Below are 13,227 nucleotides of genomic sequence, written 5' to 3'. Positions count from 1 at the left end.
ACGCATATCCATCTTTTATAAACGCTAGTATATACGAATAGTATCATTCATTTTGCAGAGGCATCTTAGTTATTAAGGATTCAACAATAAATTAGCCCCATGCTCTAGTTTTAGCTGTACTGGTAAATCGTAAATTACTTGACGAGCTTTTGCCGAATAACTTTGAGGGATAACTACGGCGTGGTTAAGATGAACCACACCTATACTAGTTGGTATTTGTCCGCATGACCAGGTTTTAGGGTTATCCCAGTTCCCTGCCTGGGTAGAATAGTACATATCATTGCAGGGAGGACTTATTTTAACAATCCAGGGAGTTATTTCAGCTATTGTTTTTCCCTGTAAATCTCCATCAATAGAAGCAGTAGTGCCAAATAGCAAGTACCCTCCATCATCGGCTGCTACAGTACTCCTAATTAATTCAGTAGAAGATCCTCCAATCCGTTTCGCCCAACTAGGCCCTTGCGACATTAAGGATTGTAGTCGTATATCTCCACTATTCTCATTGACAACATCAACAGTGGTGTAACCCTCAGCTCCTTTTACCAGAGATGATTTTGAATTTGAGAGTCGATTAGACTGGGTAAACTCACTACTTATAGCTCCATTTGCATCGAACTTAATCGTTTTTGTAGTAGATGAACTCTCGGAACCTATAGCAATATATGAACCTAACTGATATGGGTCCTGAATCACATCATCAAATTCAGTAATACTAAAATTCTTTTGCCAAATTTTATCTAGCTGAGTTGTTAACCTAGCAGCCCAAGCGCTCGTAGTGACCAAGTCTTTTACAGTAGCTATCCCAACCAGAAGGTATCCCCCATCATTCATTTGAATTATTTTCTCAGCCCTAGTAGATCCTCTAGCATTATTCCCATAATCATTAATGATGCTTTTTGTAAGGGTTAAATTACCTTCACTATCAAACTTGTATAAAATTGTTGCTGTACCATTTCGGCCATATTGCGTAATGTCGCTAGCCAGAAACCCGCCATCATCTGTGCGAATTAATGAGGAGAAACTACGCTCTGTTGTACTAGTACTCCGAGTCGCTTCGACAAAAGATTTATACCAAGCAACACTACCTGTATTTTCTATACGTATTAAATACCAGTAATAAGAATTTCTTGCCAGAACCATAAAGCTGCCGTCTGGTATGGCAGTAATAAACTCGGCATACATAGTCGTCGGAAATGGTATCTGTATCTCTATATCCCATAGGATACCCCCTGACTCGCTTAGTCGTATTACCTTTCCATTATACACTAAAGCATACCCACCATTACTGGCCTTAATCGCCTGTAGATTATTAGAATAAACCGGTGCGTTAATTACTCGTTGCCATTGAATGGAAGGAGCCTGAGCACTAACTGACAACTGGATCAAACTAACTAGAACACCACAGCCGAACTGAAACAGCTTTTTGTATTTCTTTCCCATATAGTAAATCAGACAGTAAGTATACAAAAAGCCAAAGCCCCCTTCTGAAAAATTTTTCAAAAGGGGGCCTTCCTTAGAGGTTCCGAGCGGATTCGAACCGCTGTAGGAGGTTTTGCAGACCTCAGCCTAGCCACTCGGCCACGGAACCATAGTTCCCGAAATAATTGCTTTTGGTTTCGGGACTGCAAACATACGATTTTATCTTTTATGTTGGCAAAAACGCTAAAAAAAATCCCCGAATCTTTCGACTCAGGGATTTATATACGTATTAGAGAATCGCCTAGTTGCGACCTTCAAGCTGTTCTTTCAAAGCAGCGAGAGCATCAAGGTCACCTAACGTAGCGCCACGCTCTGGCTGGTTAGTCGATGAACTTGTTTTTGTCGAAGCAGCTTTAGGTTTTTGCTCTTTAGCTGGTTCGTTTTTCTCCTGCCATGTTTTTGTGTGCGACAGCATAATGCGCTTCTCTTCTTTCGAGAATTCGGTCACTTTGAAGTCAAGTGTTTCACCTACTTCAGCGAATGAACCGTCTTCTTTAGACAGATTTTTCAGCGATGAGAAGCCTTCGATACCGTAAGGCAGCTCCAGAGTAGCCATCTTGTCGTTCTTGCTGATGATGGTGCAACGGTGAGTCGTACCTACAGCAAATACGGTTTCAAACGTATCCCATGGATTTTCTTCAAGCTGCTTGTGGCCTAGTGCTAAACGACGGTTTTCGATGTCTAGCTCTAAAACAACTACTTCCAGTTCTTCACCAACTTTGATGAAATCAGAAGGATGCTTGATTTTCTTCGTCCAGGACAGGTCAGACACGTGTACTAAGCCATCAATACCTTCTTCCAGTTCAAGGAACAGGCCGAAATTGGTCAGATTACGTACTACACCTTTATGCTTGGTACCAACTGCATACTTCTCCCGTAGTTCTGGACGAGTCCAAGGATCTTCGGTGAGTTGTTTGATACCAAGTGACATTTTACGGTCAGCACGATCAAGCGTCAGAACAACAGCCTGAACGTCGTCACCCACTTTCAGGAACTCTTGTGGGTTACGCAGGTGCTGAGACCATGACATTTCCGATACGTGGATCAGACCTTCTACGCCAGGCATGATTTCCAAGAACGCACCGTAGTCGGCTACGTTTACAATCTTGCCTTCTACTTTCGATCCAACCTGAATATCTTCTGGCAGAGCATCCCATGGGTGAGCCTGAAGCTGCTTCATGCCAAGCGAAATACGCTTTTTGTCTTCGTCGAAATCCAGAACCACTACGTTGACTTTCTGGTCCAGATGAAGGACTTCCGATGGATGGCTGATACGTCCCCACGAAATATCCGTGATGTGCAGCAGACCATCGACACCACCAAGATCGATGAACACACCGAAGTTGGTCATGTTTTTGATAACGCCTTCCAGAACCTGACCTTTTTCGAGGTTGTTCAGGATTTGAGCGCGTTGTGCTTCGAGGTCTTTTTCGATCAGGACTTTATGCGAAACAACTACGTTATCGTTTGCATAATTGATCTTAACGACTTTAACCTCCATTTTCTTACCAACGAAGATATCGAAATCGCGAATTGGCTTCACGTCAATTTGCGAACCTGGTAAGAAAGCTTCAATACTGAAAATATCAACAATCAGGCCACCCTTCGTCCGGCGCTTCACGAAACCATCGATTACGAGGTCGTCATCAAGAGCCTTCTGAATTTTCTGCCATGCTGTAATTACTTTCGCCTTTTTACGAGAAAGTACCAGCTGACCATTAGGGTCTTCCTGATTTTCTACATAAACTTCAATTTCATCACCCATTTTCAGGTCCGGCATATCCCGAAATTCGGAAGCTGGAACCAACCCGTCCGACTTGAATCCGATGTTCAACAGTACCTCACGGTCTGTAATACCAACAACGGTTCCCATTACAACTTCTTTCTCTTTTACTTCCGACAGGGTGTTGTCGTACAGTTCCTGTAGTCGGTTGCGCTCCGCATCCGAGTACCCACTTCCGAATCCTTTGTTGTCTGCCCGGTCCCAATCAAATGCCGGCAGTTCGCGTTGCTGCGTTTTGCTCATAAAAAAAGTTTTCTTGACCCACTCAGTACATCAGCCCGTGGGTCAATGGCGGACTGACTTTTAGTTATAAATAGAACCCTTCTAAAAAGGACTGCAAAGATAGCAATTGCTTAACGAAAAAAGTTTCTCTATCATCAAAACTCTTTGAAATTGAGGGAGAAAAGACATTAAAAATCAAAAAGAGGAGTCAAAGCGTTAAGGAACTGCCTAGAGCACCTTCTTTTCTTTGACTCCTCTACTCTTTAATTTAAACTAAAAACTATTGAAATGCCTTTTCTTTTTTACTTAGGAATGGCATCCAGCTTTGTTCAATGGAGCCAGAAAATTCGCGGAGAAAAACTAAAAAAGTAGGCTTGAAGGGTTTTTGACGCAATTTCATATTAGCCTCTTCGGGTGTATAATCGCCTTTACGGGAGTTGCATCGTTTACAGGCGGTAGCGAGATTATCCCAACTAGTTTTTCCTCCTCGGGATTTGGGTAGAACATGGTCGAGCGTCAAATCGTCCGAAGTTCCACAATACTGGCAATGATGGCCATCGCGCTTGAAAATATTCTGCCGGGTTAGCATAACGCCTTTGTAGGGCAGACTTACGTATCGATGTAACCGGATAACCGACGGCATCGGGAACTCTGCGGAGACGGTTCGGAGCGTAAATTGCTCAGATTCGGCGACGAGTTCGGCTTTCTCTAAAAAAACCAGCAAAAATGCTTTTGGAACGGAGCAGATGCTGAGTGCACTGTAATCTTGGTTTAAGACTAAAACTTTCCTGCCCATATCGCGTTTAAATGCCTCTGTACGGTAGCAAGTTACAGAGTTATCCACATAACGACAAGAGTTGTGGGAAAATTAGTACTGAGCGTCAAGAGTCTTAGTAACAGGACCTATTTACGACCATAAACGGAATAATCGCTCCTAATACCGCTCTCGCTGTAAATCCCGTGTGACTTCACGTTCTTTAATACTATCCCGTTTATCGTAAAGCTTTTTACCTTTTGCTAAAGCAATTTCAATCTTGGCAAACCCTCGGTCGCTCGTAAATAATTTAACCGGCACAATAGTTAGCCCTTGGTCTTTCAGTTTTTCAGTAAGCCGTTTAATCTCCCGCTTAGTAAGCAGAAGTTTACGATCCCGTAAGGGCTCATGATTATAGTGAGTCCCTTCTGAGTACAGAGAAATATTCATCTGACGAATAAAAAGCTCGTCTCCGTGAATTAAACAATAGGCATCTTGCAAGTTTACTTTACCTTGACGAATCGATTTAATTTCGGTTCCAGTAAGTACAATACCCGCAGTATACGTCTCCAGAAATGAATATTCAAACGACGCACGTCGGTTACGTATATCGACCTGTTTTACAATAGAAGCAGAAGCCATAAATCAATTAAAAATGGATTGAATAGATGCCACAATAACTCCAGGGGATCAACCATTCAACGTTCGTTTTTCAACCAGAAGGCTACAAATATAACGTAGCAAGGAAAAGAACACCCGAAATCACGCAGAGGTTTATAACAGGCCAAGAAAATGTATATGCCTTCAATAACGTAACAAGGGATGCTTTGGTGAAAGCATCCCTTGTTACGTTATTGAAACACTACGTTGTTATTTCTTCTTAGCCTGGCTTTGTTTTGCCTGGTATTCCTGATTTAGTCCAGCCAGAATTTTACTAGTCTGGTCATTAGATGGATCGGCAAATAAAATACCGCCACCTTTAGTATACCCTAGAACAAACTCGTATTTGTTTTGAGCATTCTGTTTTTTCAGGTAGTCAAAAATCTGATCGTATAGCTCTTTGTTCTTATCCTGTTCTTCTACAGCCAGGTTTTGGGCTGCTCTTTCACGGAAAGCAAGAATATCCTGCTGTTCTTTCTGAAGAGATGCCTCAGTAGCCCGTCCTTGCTCCTGTGTCATGGTAGCGGCCCGTTGCTGGAAGAAAGCGACTTTGTTTTGTAAGTTACGTCCTTTAGCAGCCAGATCGTTTTCTAATTGAAACCGCTTGCTTTCCAGAACTTTTTGCGTGTCTTTAAAATATTCGTATTTCGTTAGCAGCGAATCTACATTTACATAGACAATGTTTTTGCCTTTAGCTTCAGCTGGAACCGCAGATACCGAAGCAGTTTCGGGTTGGCGATCTTTAAAGTGCAGGTAATACAAAACAGCTACAGCAATTGCCAGAACAGCATTCAGAATCAATGAGGCATTCTTCACAGGAAAATGGATTGGTTAGTTGCAAGTTTATCCTACAAATGTAGGAGATTTCCGGTTCAAGCAGTATGACTCATTGATTGATTTCCGGTTACTTGTCTCACAAAGTAGCCCGACAATCCAGCTAAACCACCAGCCAATCCCCCCAGAATAGTTGTTCCTACAAAGGGTAATACGGCATTATTAGCTTTAAATACTAATTGGCTGATACGCATAATAAAAACGCCATCAGTTTGGCCATACACCCATAGGGAATAGCCTAACCAAACGATCGCTATGCCCAAAAAACTATAAACAAAAGCGGTTAATGCGCTTGAACTTCGCCAAAAGCAAACAACAAACGTAACAATAGCCAGACTCCACCAGGGGAGTACGAGTTGAGCAATAAGGCTAAGTATGGCAATAACTAAAATCTGAATCATAGATACTGTATGCTATCTTGAATGTATTAGAAGCCGCTCCGTTTATTTGAGCGTTATTTTCCGTTTTAAGCGAGAATTTTTGTCTTGTACTGACTGCAAGTATACCAGTTCCTTGAGCTGACCCTGGCGCCATGTTTCAATCATATTCTGGTAGTTTGGACTTCCTGGGTTGCCAGACTGCCCTCCCGGATAAACGCCATATGCCTTAGGAGTTGGCCCTAATTCAACGACCATCCGCCACGAGGGGCCAGTACGTTCGGTAGTAGCGTTTACAATACCACTACCACCTCCTATCTGCACATTTAAAGCACTAAAGGCATCCAAACCGGGAACAAGGTGGCGAATAGATGTAGCTTTATGTTTTCCCCATGCCCAGGATGCACCAATAGGGCCATGCATTTTTGCCAACGTATCACAGGTAGCCATAAAACTAGTTGTGGCTATATCTGGCAATGTTTCGATAGTTTTTGTTTTAACATTATCGAACCAATGCGATTGAGGATCGCGCTCAATTAATCGTAGGGTACGATCAAAACTTGGCAAGCGAGTTAGAACAGAATCTCCCCGATCTAATTCATCCTTCCAGATTGCTTCGCTCAGTTGTCGGTTCCACTCTGTGAAAATGGTTGCGCCAATGGAACTGGTATCATTCTCGTAGTCCCAGCTTTTTAGCATCGCCAACGCCTTAACGTGATCCCCTTTTAATTTGGAGTCAGCAATAGCGGGCAAAAGTTTAGGTAGCACCATAGCCGCTCTAAGATTATACAAATCGTTTTGTAGCTGACGCATACTATCTGACGTAACGTTATTCATGGCCGCTAAACGCTGGTTGATACGTATTCCTCGTTCAGCAGGAGCAAACTGCCAGTTTATATAGTATGGGTACGTAGGATCAGTAGAAAATTGGTTAGCAGAACTCACAAAGCCTCTCGCCGGATTTCTAACCCGTGGATTCTGGGCTGGGGGAATCCAACCTTGCCAATCGTGGGCGGGGTTAGTACCGTCTAACAGATATTTGCCCTGTTCCTTCCATTTCAACGGAAATTTTCCATTTGGAGAAATAGCAATTTCCTTATTGACATCAGCAAATATGAAGTTTTGTGCAGGTGCTCCATAATACGCCAATGCCTGTACATATTCATCATACTTTTTAGCTCGATTTAAGATGTAATAGCAGTGTAGTTCATTGGTAGGCTCATGAGCGATCCAGCGAGCAGCGTATCCCGACGGAATATTTGCCCGAAAACCCTTTTGACCACCTTGGTTCACAATAGGACCATGATGTGTATAATAGACTGTATCAATAACATCGGGCAGCCCCTTAACCTTAATCATTTCGAGTCGGCGACGTACAGGTTTCCAAACACCGCCGTGTAGGTATTCCTGCTTTTTCGCATCCCGAAATTTTATTTTATAGAAATCCAGTACGTCGGCCCCCACATTGGTTACACCCCAGGCAATGTCTTTATTGAAACCAATAATAACGCCAGGCGAACCCGGTAAGGAAACACCACAGGCATTCATTGTGGGCGAAACCAACTGAATCTGATACCAGATTGAAGGTAAACTCAGTGTCAGGTGAGGATCATTAGCCAGAATGGGATAGCCGGTAGCTGATTTTTGGGCGCCAACTGCCCAGTTATTGCTACCTATTGCCGGATTGCTACCAGGCCAGTTCATAGCAAGCCCGTTATCTACGGCTACAGAATCCGGCTGCTTAGGCGTAGGTATTGGTTTAAAATCCCATTTTGTTCCCGGGGGAATAATTGGATCTTTATGATCCGGATAATCGGGAAAGAGGTCGTTCGTAACAGCTGAGCCTAATAGCTGCCTGACATTACTCATTTGCAAATCATCAGCGCCACTAGCCAGCGTACTCGTCATAGCTTTTAACAGAAGCGCACACTTTAAAGCCGACCAAGGTTCGGGAGAATAGCCTAAAAGCTTGTATTCGATAGGATATTGAGCAGGTTTCAGGCTTTTAATCCAGGCATTAACGCCTGCTGTATACGCTTCCACTATCAGCTTCGACGTATCATCCTTCATCATAGCTTCCAACGCTTTTTCAGCACCATACAACATACCGATTTCCCGATTGAAGCGATCTAGTGGTAGCGCTCTTTCTCCTACAATTTCGGAAAGACGACCTGCAGCCGCGTGGGTTTGAAATTCCATTTGCCAGAGCCGGTCGCGAGCAGTAAGATACCCCTGAGCAAAATAGACATCATAATCATTTTGCGCGAAAACATGCGGTACGGCCATATCGTCGATGAGTACGGTTACCGGTGCCTTTGTGCCAACGAGCGAAATTTCGTCCTCTGATCCTGTTGACGGATCAGCATTTTGCCAGAAACCAACGAACGGACTTAAAAGTCTACCCAAAGCCGGAGCACTGCCCCAAGGCCGATTCAACCCCCAAATGAGTAATACAGTTAGTAGAGAAACTATAGCAGCTTTCAGATAGCGCATATAAACGGGAAGAGCTTAAGTAAATTTGACCGATAAAATTATCGTTTTGCACCCAACAAATAAAAAATATTCTTTTCCTAATCGAAACTATTCTTAGTACATTTGTACACCTAACTCTGGCCTTGGCATTGTCACACAACCGTTTGGTCATCTATAAAATATTATAGAGAACTAGACGGATGCTTTGTTCGAAAACTACGACGAAGAAACGTACGAAACTATGTTTCGATGGCATTATCTCTGTTATAGTACAGCACTAATCGAGAAATAAGAATTTTTACTATCGTTTCGAGCCCCTGTTCGAAACGTGTCTACTTAACTAACAAACGAGCTTAACCAAGTAGAAACTATCTCTCAACAGCTATGCGCCACCAAATGATCAATACGCTCCGCGATGAAAAACGGGCTATTTTACGTCATCTTAGCCATCATAATAGTCAATCCGATTCGCAAACATCGGTAGAAGAAGCGCCTGTACTGAGTGAATATGGTGTGGTAGTGCTCAATGGACTGCGTCAGCTTTCTACGGAACGCCGTTTGGTATTCATTTTACGCGCTGAAAACAATCTGACGGATGATGAAATAGGCTCTCAACTTCAGATTTCCAGCTATACTGCCAAAAATCAGTATTATCATGCCTGCCGCTTTCTGCGCGATTATTTACGGCAACACGCTGGCACCGAAGCCATGATTGCCGGTCTGGCCGCCTTCTCAAACTAAACCATAGCAGCTCAACAGATTGGACATACTACAGCTGTTTTGACATCCCCTAAAAGTGCATTCTAAAAAGAAAGTGTACTTTTGGGTAGGTATCTATTCAGTTTATGCCATCAGTCGTTCTACTAGTTTACCTGATAGTCAGATCCTTTTCACCGCCTGACTCTGCAGATTTTGACATACAGGGGCATCGGGGCTGTCGGGGATTAATGCCAGAAAATACACTTCCTGCGTTTCAAAAAGCACTGGATTTAGGCGTCACAACGCTGGAAATGGATGTTGTGGTAACCAGAGACAATCAAGTTGTTGTTTCGCACGAATCCTATTTCAGCGCTGCTTACAGCCTGGGTCCCGATGGAAGTCCGGTAAATAAAAAAGAGCAGAAAAGCCTGCTTTTGTATCAGATGGATTACGCTACGATCAGGCAATACGATGTTGGATCTCGCGGAAATGCAGCTTACCCGGAGCAGGAAAAAATTAAAGCGTACAAACCCTTACTGAGCGAAGTTATTCATCACCTGGAATCATACAAAAAGGCTAAAAACTTACCTGACTTCTCTTATAGTATTGAGCTAAAAAGTAATCCATCCAATTATAATAAAAGTCAGCCGGAGCCTGCTCGCTTCTGCAATCTGGTTCAGGCAGTGATCAAAAAGACCGTATCAAACGAACGTATTGTCATTCAGAGCTTTGATTTTAACATTCTGCAATACTGGAAACAGCAAATAAAAGCTGGCACTTATCCAAACTGCCGCTTGTCAGCTTTAGTAGAAAACCTACGAAGCCCAGAAAAGAACATCGCCGACCTAGGCTTCAAACCTGATATTTATAGCCCTCATTTTCGATTGATAAATAAGAGCAAAATTACTCGCCTGCATGAGCTGACCATTAAGGTGATTCCCTGGACGGTTAATCAGCCGAGTGATATAAAACGGCTGAAAAGCTGGGGTGTTGATGGATTGATTACCGACTATCCTAATCGGTTAAGTAGTTTGTAAACTAACTCGTGCTTTCGTAAGTTTCTATCTCAGAATCTGACCTCGTCAGATTAGTTTATGCGTATTTACCAGTATGACCTTCCTGAACACTACGCTAAAATGGCTTTTGCAACGACGTATTCCACGTATCGAGGCAATGATGCAACACCCTGGTGAGGTGCAACAAAAGGTCTTTGGCCAACTCATCCAGGCGGGTTGCCGAACAGAATGGGGTAAGAAACATCACTACAAGTCGATACGTGGTGTCCGTGATTTTCAGGAGCAGGTTCCTGTATCGAGCTACGAAGATCTATTTCCTTATATAGAGCGGGTGATGCGCGGAGAAAATAAGGTACTATGGCCATCGCCAGTACGTTGGTTTTCAAAATCTTCCGGCACAACGAATGCCCGTAGTAAATACATTCCTGTTACTACTGAATCACTCGACGAAAGTCATTTTAAGGGTGGAAAAGACATGATGGCTCTGTATGTAGCCAACAATCCCAGTACGCTTACATTTGAAGGAAAGGGCTTATCGATTGGCGGTAGCCTTCATTCAAACCCTTACGGTAAAAACAGTGCCGCCGGTGACGTGTCGGCTGTTGTGATGAAAAACCTGCCTAGCTGGGCTCAGGTTATTCGTACACCTTCGCTTGATATTGCTCTTATGGACGAGTGGGAAGCCAAGCTGGAACGAATGGCCGAACTAACGTCGCAGGAAAACGTAACCAGTATGCTGGGCGTACCGACATGGGGTTTAGTGCTTATTGATAAGATTCTGGCGCGTACCGGCAAATCAAACATTCTGGAAGTATGGCCTAATTTTGAAGTTTTTATTCATGGCGCGGTCAACTTCCAGCCCTACCGCGAGCTGTTTCAGCAGCAAGTGTTCCCGTCAAAAATAGTTCGCTATCAGGAGGTGTACAACGCATCGGAAGGCTTTTTCGCGATTCAGGATGATCTGACACGCGTTGGTGAAATGCTTTTAATGCTCGACTACGGCATCTTTTATGAATTTATTCCGGCTCACGAAGCCGATCAAGTACATCCCAAAGCGCTGACCATCGATGAGGTTGAACTCGATAAGAACTATGCACTCATTGTGTCAACAAACGGAGGCTTATGGCGCTATAGAATTGGCGATACAGTGCGTTTCACGTCGCTCTACCCACATCGCCTGAAAGTTAGCGGCCGCACAAAACATTTCATCAATGCTTTCGGCGAAGAGGTGATCGTAGAAAACGCCGAGATTGCCGTTACGCGCGCCTGCGAAACCACCGGTGCTGTTATTGCCGACTATACGGCTGGGCCTGTTTATATGAGCAATGGAGCAAATGGATGCCACGAGTGGGTAATCGAATTTGCCAAAGCTCCTAGCAATCAACAACTCTTCAATCAGGTTCTTGATAAAACGCTACGGGAAATTAATTCTGATTACGACGCGAAACGCTATAACGATATGGTGTTAAAGCAACCTCGCATTCACATCGTTCCAAGGGGTACTTTCTACGCCTGGATGAAGCAGCGAGGCAAGTTAGGCGGCCAGCACAAAGTTCCTCGCCTGGCTAATTCCCGTGAATACCTGGACGATATTTTGGGGCAGGTTCTTGAATTATAATCGAATAGCTTTATCGGTTTGATTCTGACAACCAATGGAATTGGCGCTCAGTCAACTGAAAATGTCGTTTCTGTCGCTTTAGAGCGACAACAACAGAATCATTTCTAATCTTCCCCCGCAAAACGATATTGTTTGTATCGGGCATTACGTAGTGCATCGTAAATAAAGGGATCGAATCATTCGCAAACCGTTTAAAATCCAGCGTCTGCTTCAGCGAATCGATTGAATAGCTGAAATAACCACGACGATAGCGCTGCCGAAACAACGTATCGCTAGTCTGAATACTGCCTGAGTTAGTTTGTTCAAAAACAACGTCTTTCCAACGAAGACTATCCGCTACGTTACTCTGAAATTGATCGACCGTAAAAAAGCCCGTAGTTAGTTTTGGTGACGTCGACGGATTAGTAGCTGCTCTTGCCCCATCAAAAGATCGATAAAGAGGGAGTAGTAAAAACAGAATGGCAAAGGCGATTTTTAGAACTAACTGCCCGGTTCTCATCCACTGTTTAGGTAGCGTCAGCCGAGTTGCCGGTTTGGTTGCTTTGTTAAATAAAAAGAAATCCAATAATCGCTTCGCATCGCCCAGCAAAAGAAAGTTGCTGAACAGAAACATATGTATAGAAAACAGCTTAACCGGGATGTCGTAGCAGAGATTTAACACCATTACATTAAGGAAAACACCCGCAGCAACTAAAGCGCCTAACGTACTGGTCCGACGAAATAACAAGAGTACACCCGCCAAGACTTCAACCGCTCCTGAAAAAAATTGATAGGGCGTTGAATAGCCAATAAAATACCAGGAAAACCGCATGGGTAGCAAATCGCCGAGCGGAGTAGCCAGAGCACTCAGCGACGGAAAAATCATTTGGAGACCAAACAATTTTATGATGCCATAACTCAATGACACCATAGCTACGTAGTACCGAACAATTACTAACAACCAGTAATACGCTACGTCATAATTGCTACGTTTGTCGAAAACACTCCAGATTACGGCACCCACTGTGGCGGTCAGTAAAAAGAAGCATAATTGAGCATAGCCATAGGACGTATCACCACTTCCATTTAAGGGCACCAATACGTCCCTGACATGAAAAATATAGGTATTACCAAGGTTTACTAACCAGCTTTCTCCCAGTCCGTAATACTCAGCAATAAGGCTAAACAGAGGAACACCGCCAAGCCAGTTCCACGGCGACATATAAAGCAAGAGGTAAATACAGAAAAAGCGAAACAAAACGCTAAGCCACCATGACCATTGATCGGTTGACTCTATACTATTCGCAGACATAATAAAAGGAAGGTAGGAGGTG

At 43.5% G+C, this 13,227-nt stretch carries 11 protein-coding genes and 1 tRNA gene; 3 read left to right on the top strand and 9 right to left on the bottom strand.

The features are described from left to right. Nucleotides 1-72 precede the first annotated feature (72 nt). From GK108_RS01450 to GK108_RS01415, 8 genes are all read right to left on the bottom strand, one after another. Complete coding sequence (locus GK108_RS01450) at nucleotides 73-1,440, bottom strand: hypothetical protein (protein WP_163941666.1); 1,368 nt, start codon at nucleotides 1,438-1,440, stop codon at nucleotides 73-75. 77 nt (nucleotides 1,441-1,517) lie between these two features. Continuing rightward, a tRNA-Cys gene (locus GK108_RS01445) sits at nucleotides 1,518-1,588 on the bottom strand. 132 nt (nucleotides 1,589-1,720) lie between these two features. After that, the gene (rpsA, locus tag GK108_RS01440; RefSeq protein ID WP_163941663.1) at nucleotides 1,721-3,505 is read right to left on the bottom strand and encodes a 30S ribosomal protein S1; all 1,785 of its coding nucleotides are present in this window, start codon (nucleotides 3,503-3,505) and stop codon (nucleotides 1,721-1,723) included. A 259-nt stretch (nucleotides 3,506-3,764) separates the two neighbouring features. Next, nucleotides 3,765-4,280 carry an HNH endonuclease gene (locus tag GK108_RS01435; protein ID WP_163941660.1) on the bottom strand — a complete coding sequence of 172 codons (516 nt, stop codon included), beginning with the start codon at nucleotides 4,278-4,280 and terminating at the stop codon, nucleotides 3,765-3,767. 138 nt (nucleotides 4,281-4,418) lie between these two features. Further along, complete coding sequence (gene smpB, locus GK108_RS01430; protein WP_163941657.1) at nucleotides 4,419-4,880, bottom strand: SsrA-binding protein SmpB; 462 nt, start codon at nucleotides 4,878-4,880, stop codon at nucleotides 4,419-4,421. A gap of 228 nt (nucleotides 4,881-5,108) precedes the next feature. Beyond that, entirely contained in the window at nucleotides 5,109-5,714 is a 606-nt protein-coding gene (locus GK108_RS01425) for an OmpH family outer membrane protein (RefSeq protein ID WP_163941654.1), read from the bottom strand. A gap of 56 nt (nucleotides 5,715-5,770) precedes the next feature. Further along, on the bottom strand, nucleotides 5,771-6,133 hold the full coding sequence (locus GK108_RS01420) for a hypothetical protein (RefSeq protein ID WP_163941651.1): 363 nt from the start codon (nucleotides 6,131-6,133) through the stop codon (nucleotides 5,771-5,773). 42 nt (nucleotides 6,134-6,175) lie between these two features. Further along, complete coding sequence (locus GK108_RS01415) at nucleotides 6,176-8,602, bottom strand: penicillin acylase family protein (protein WP_163941648.1); 2,427 nt, start codon at nucleotides 8,600-8,602, stop codon at nucleotides 6,176-6,178. A 363-nt stretch (nucleotides 8,603-8,965) separates the two neighbouring features. Between GK108_RS01415 and GK108_RS01410 the strand changes: the two genes are divergently transcribed. The 3 genes from GK108_RS01410 (at nucleotide 8,966) to GK108_RS01400 (ending at nucleotide 11,914) form a co-directional block, all read left to right on the top strand. Further along, nucleotides 8,966-9,322, top strand: a complete 357-nt coding sequence (locus tag GK108_RS01410; RefSeq protein WP_163941645.1) for an RNA polymerase sigma factor — start codon at nucleotides 8,966-8,968, stop codon at nucleotides 9,320-9,322. Between the two features lie 104 nt (nucleotides 9,323-9,426). Next, nucleotides 9,427-10,317 carry a glycerophosphodiester phosphodiesterase family protein gene (locus tag GK108_RS01405; RefSeq protein WP_163941640.1) on the top strand — a complete coding sequence of 297 codons (891 nt, stop codon included), beginning with the start codon at nucleotides 9,427-9,429 and terminating at the stop codon, nucleotides 10,315-10,317. A 73-nt stretch (nucleotides 10,318-10,390) separates the two neighbouring features. Then, entirely contained in the window at nucleotides 10,391-11,914 is a 1,524-nt protein-coding gene (locus GK108_RS01400; protein WP_163941637.1) for a GH3 auxin-responsive promoter family protein, read from the top strand. A 10-nt stretch (nucleotides 11,915-11,924) separates the two neighbouring features. On the opposite strand, the gene GK108_RS01395 is transcribed toward GK108_RS01400, so the two are convergent. Next, a complete protein-coding gene (locus GK108_RS01395) occupies nucleotides 11,925-13,205 on the bottom strand; it encodes a hypothetical protein (protein ID WP_163941635.1) in 1,281 nt (426 codons plus the stop codon). Nucleotides 13,206-13,227: the final 22 nt, after the last annotated feature.

The sequence above is a fragment of the Spirosoma terrae genome (assembly GCF_010435915.1).
In the GTDB taxonomy this organism is placed as follows: domain Bacteria; phylum Bacteroidota; class Bacteroidia; order Cytophagales; family Spirosomataceae; genus Spirosoma; species Spirosoma terrae.
Note: the sequence above shows the minus strand (reverse complement) of the source record. Positions and strands in the feature narration are given on the sequence as shown.

What these genes read in the sequence shown, in the direction of transcription:
- GK108_RS01450 (WP_163941666.1), bottom strand. Translation starts at nt 1,440, where the DNA reads ATGGGAAAGAAATACAAAAAGCTGTTTCAGTTCGGCTGTGGTGTTCTA.
- rpsA (WP_163941663.1), bottom strand. Translation starts at nt 3,505, where the DNA reads ATGAGCAAAACGCAGCAACGCGAACTGCCGGCATTTGATTGGGACCGG.
- GK108_RS01435 (WP_163941660.1), bottom strand. Translation starts at nt 4,280, where the DNA reads ATGGGCAGGAAAGTTTTAGTCTTAAACCAAGATTACAGTGCACTCAGC.
- smpB (WP_163941657.1), bottom strand. Translation starts at nt 4,880, where the DNA reads ATGGCTTCTGCTTCTATTGTAAAACAGGTCGATATACGTAACCGACGT.
- GK108_RS01420 (WP_163941651.1), bottom strand. Translation starts at nt 6,133, where the DNA reads ATGATTCAGATTTTAGTTATTGCCATACTTAGCCTTATTGCTCAACTC.
- GK108_RS01415 (WP_163941648.1), bottom strand. Translation starts at nt 8,602, where the DNA reads ATGCGCTATCTGAAAGCTGCTATAGTTTCTCTACTAACTGTATTACTC.
- GK108_RS01410 (WP_163941645.1), top strand. Translation starts at nt 8,966, where the DNA reads ATGCGCCACCAAATGATCAATACGCTCCGCGATGAAAAACGGGCTATT.
- GK108_RS01405 (WP_163941640.1), top strand. Translation starts at nt 9,427, where the DNA reads ATGCCATCAGTCGTTCTACTAGTTTACCTGATAGTCAGATCCTTTTCA.
- GK108_RS01400 (WP_163941637.1), top strand. Translation starts at nt 10,391, where the DNA reads ATGACCTTCCTGAACACTACGCTAAAATGGCTTTTGCAACGACGTATT.
- GK108_RS01395 (WP_163941635.1), bottom strand. Translation starts at nt 13,205, where the DNA reads ATGTCTGCGAATAGTATAGAGTCAACCGATCAATGGTCATGGTGGCTT.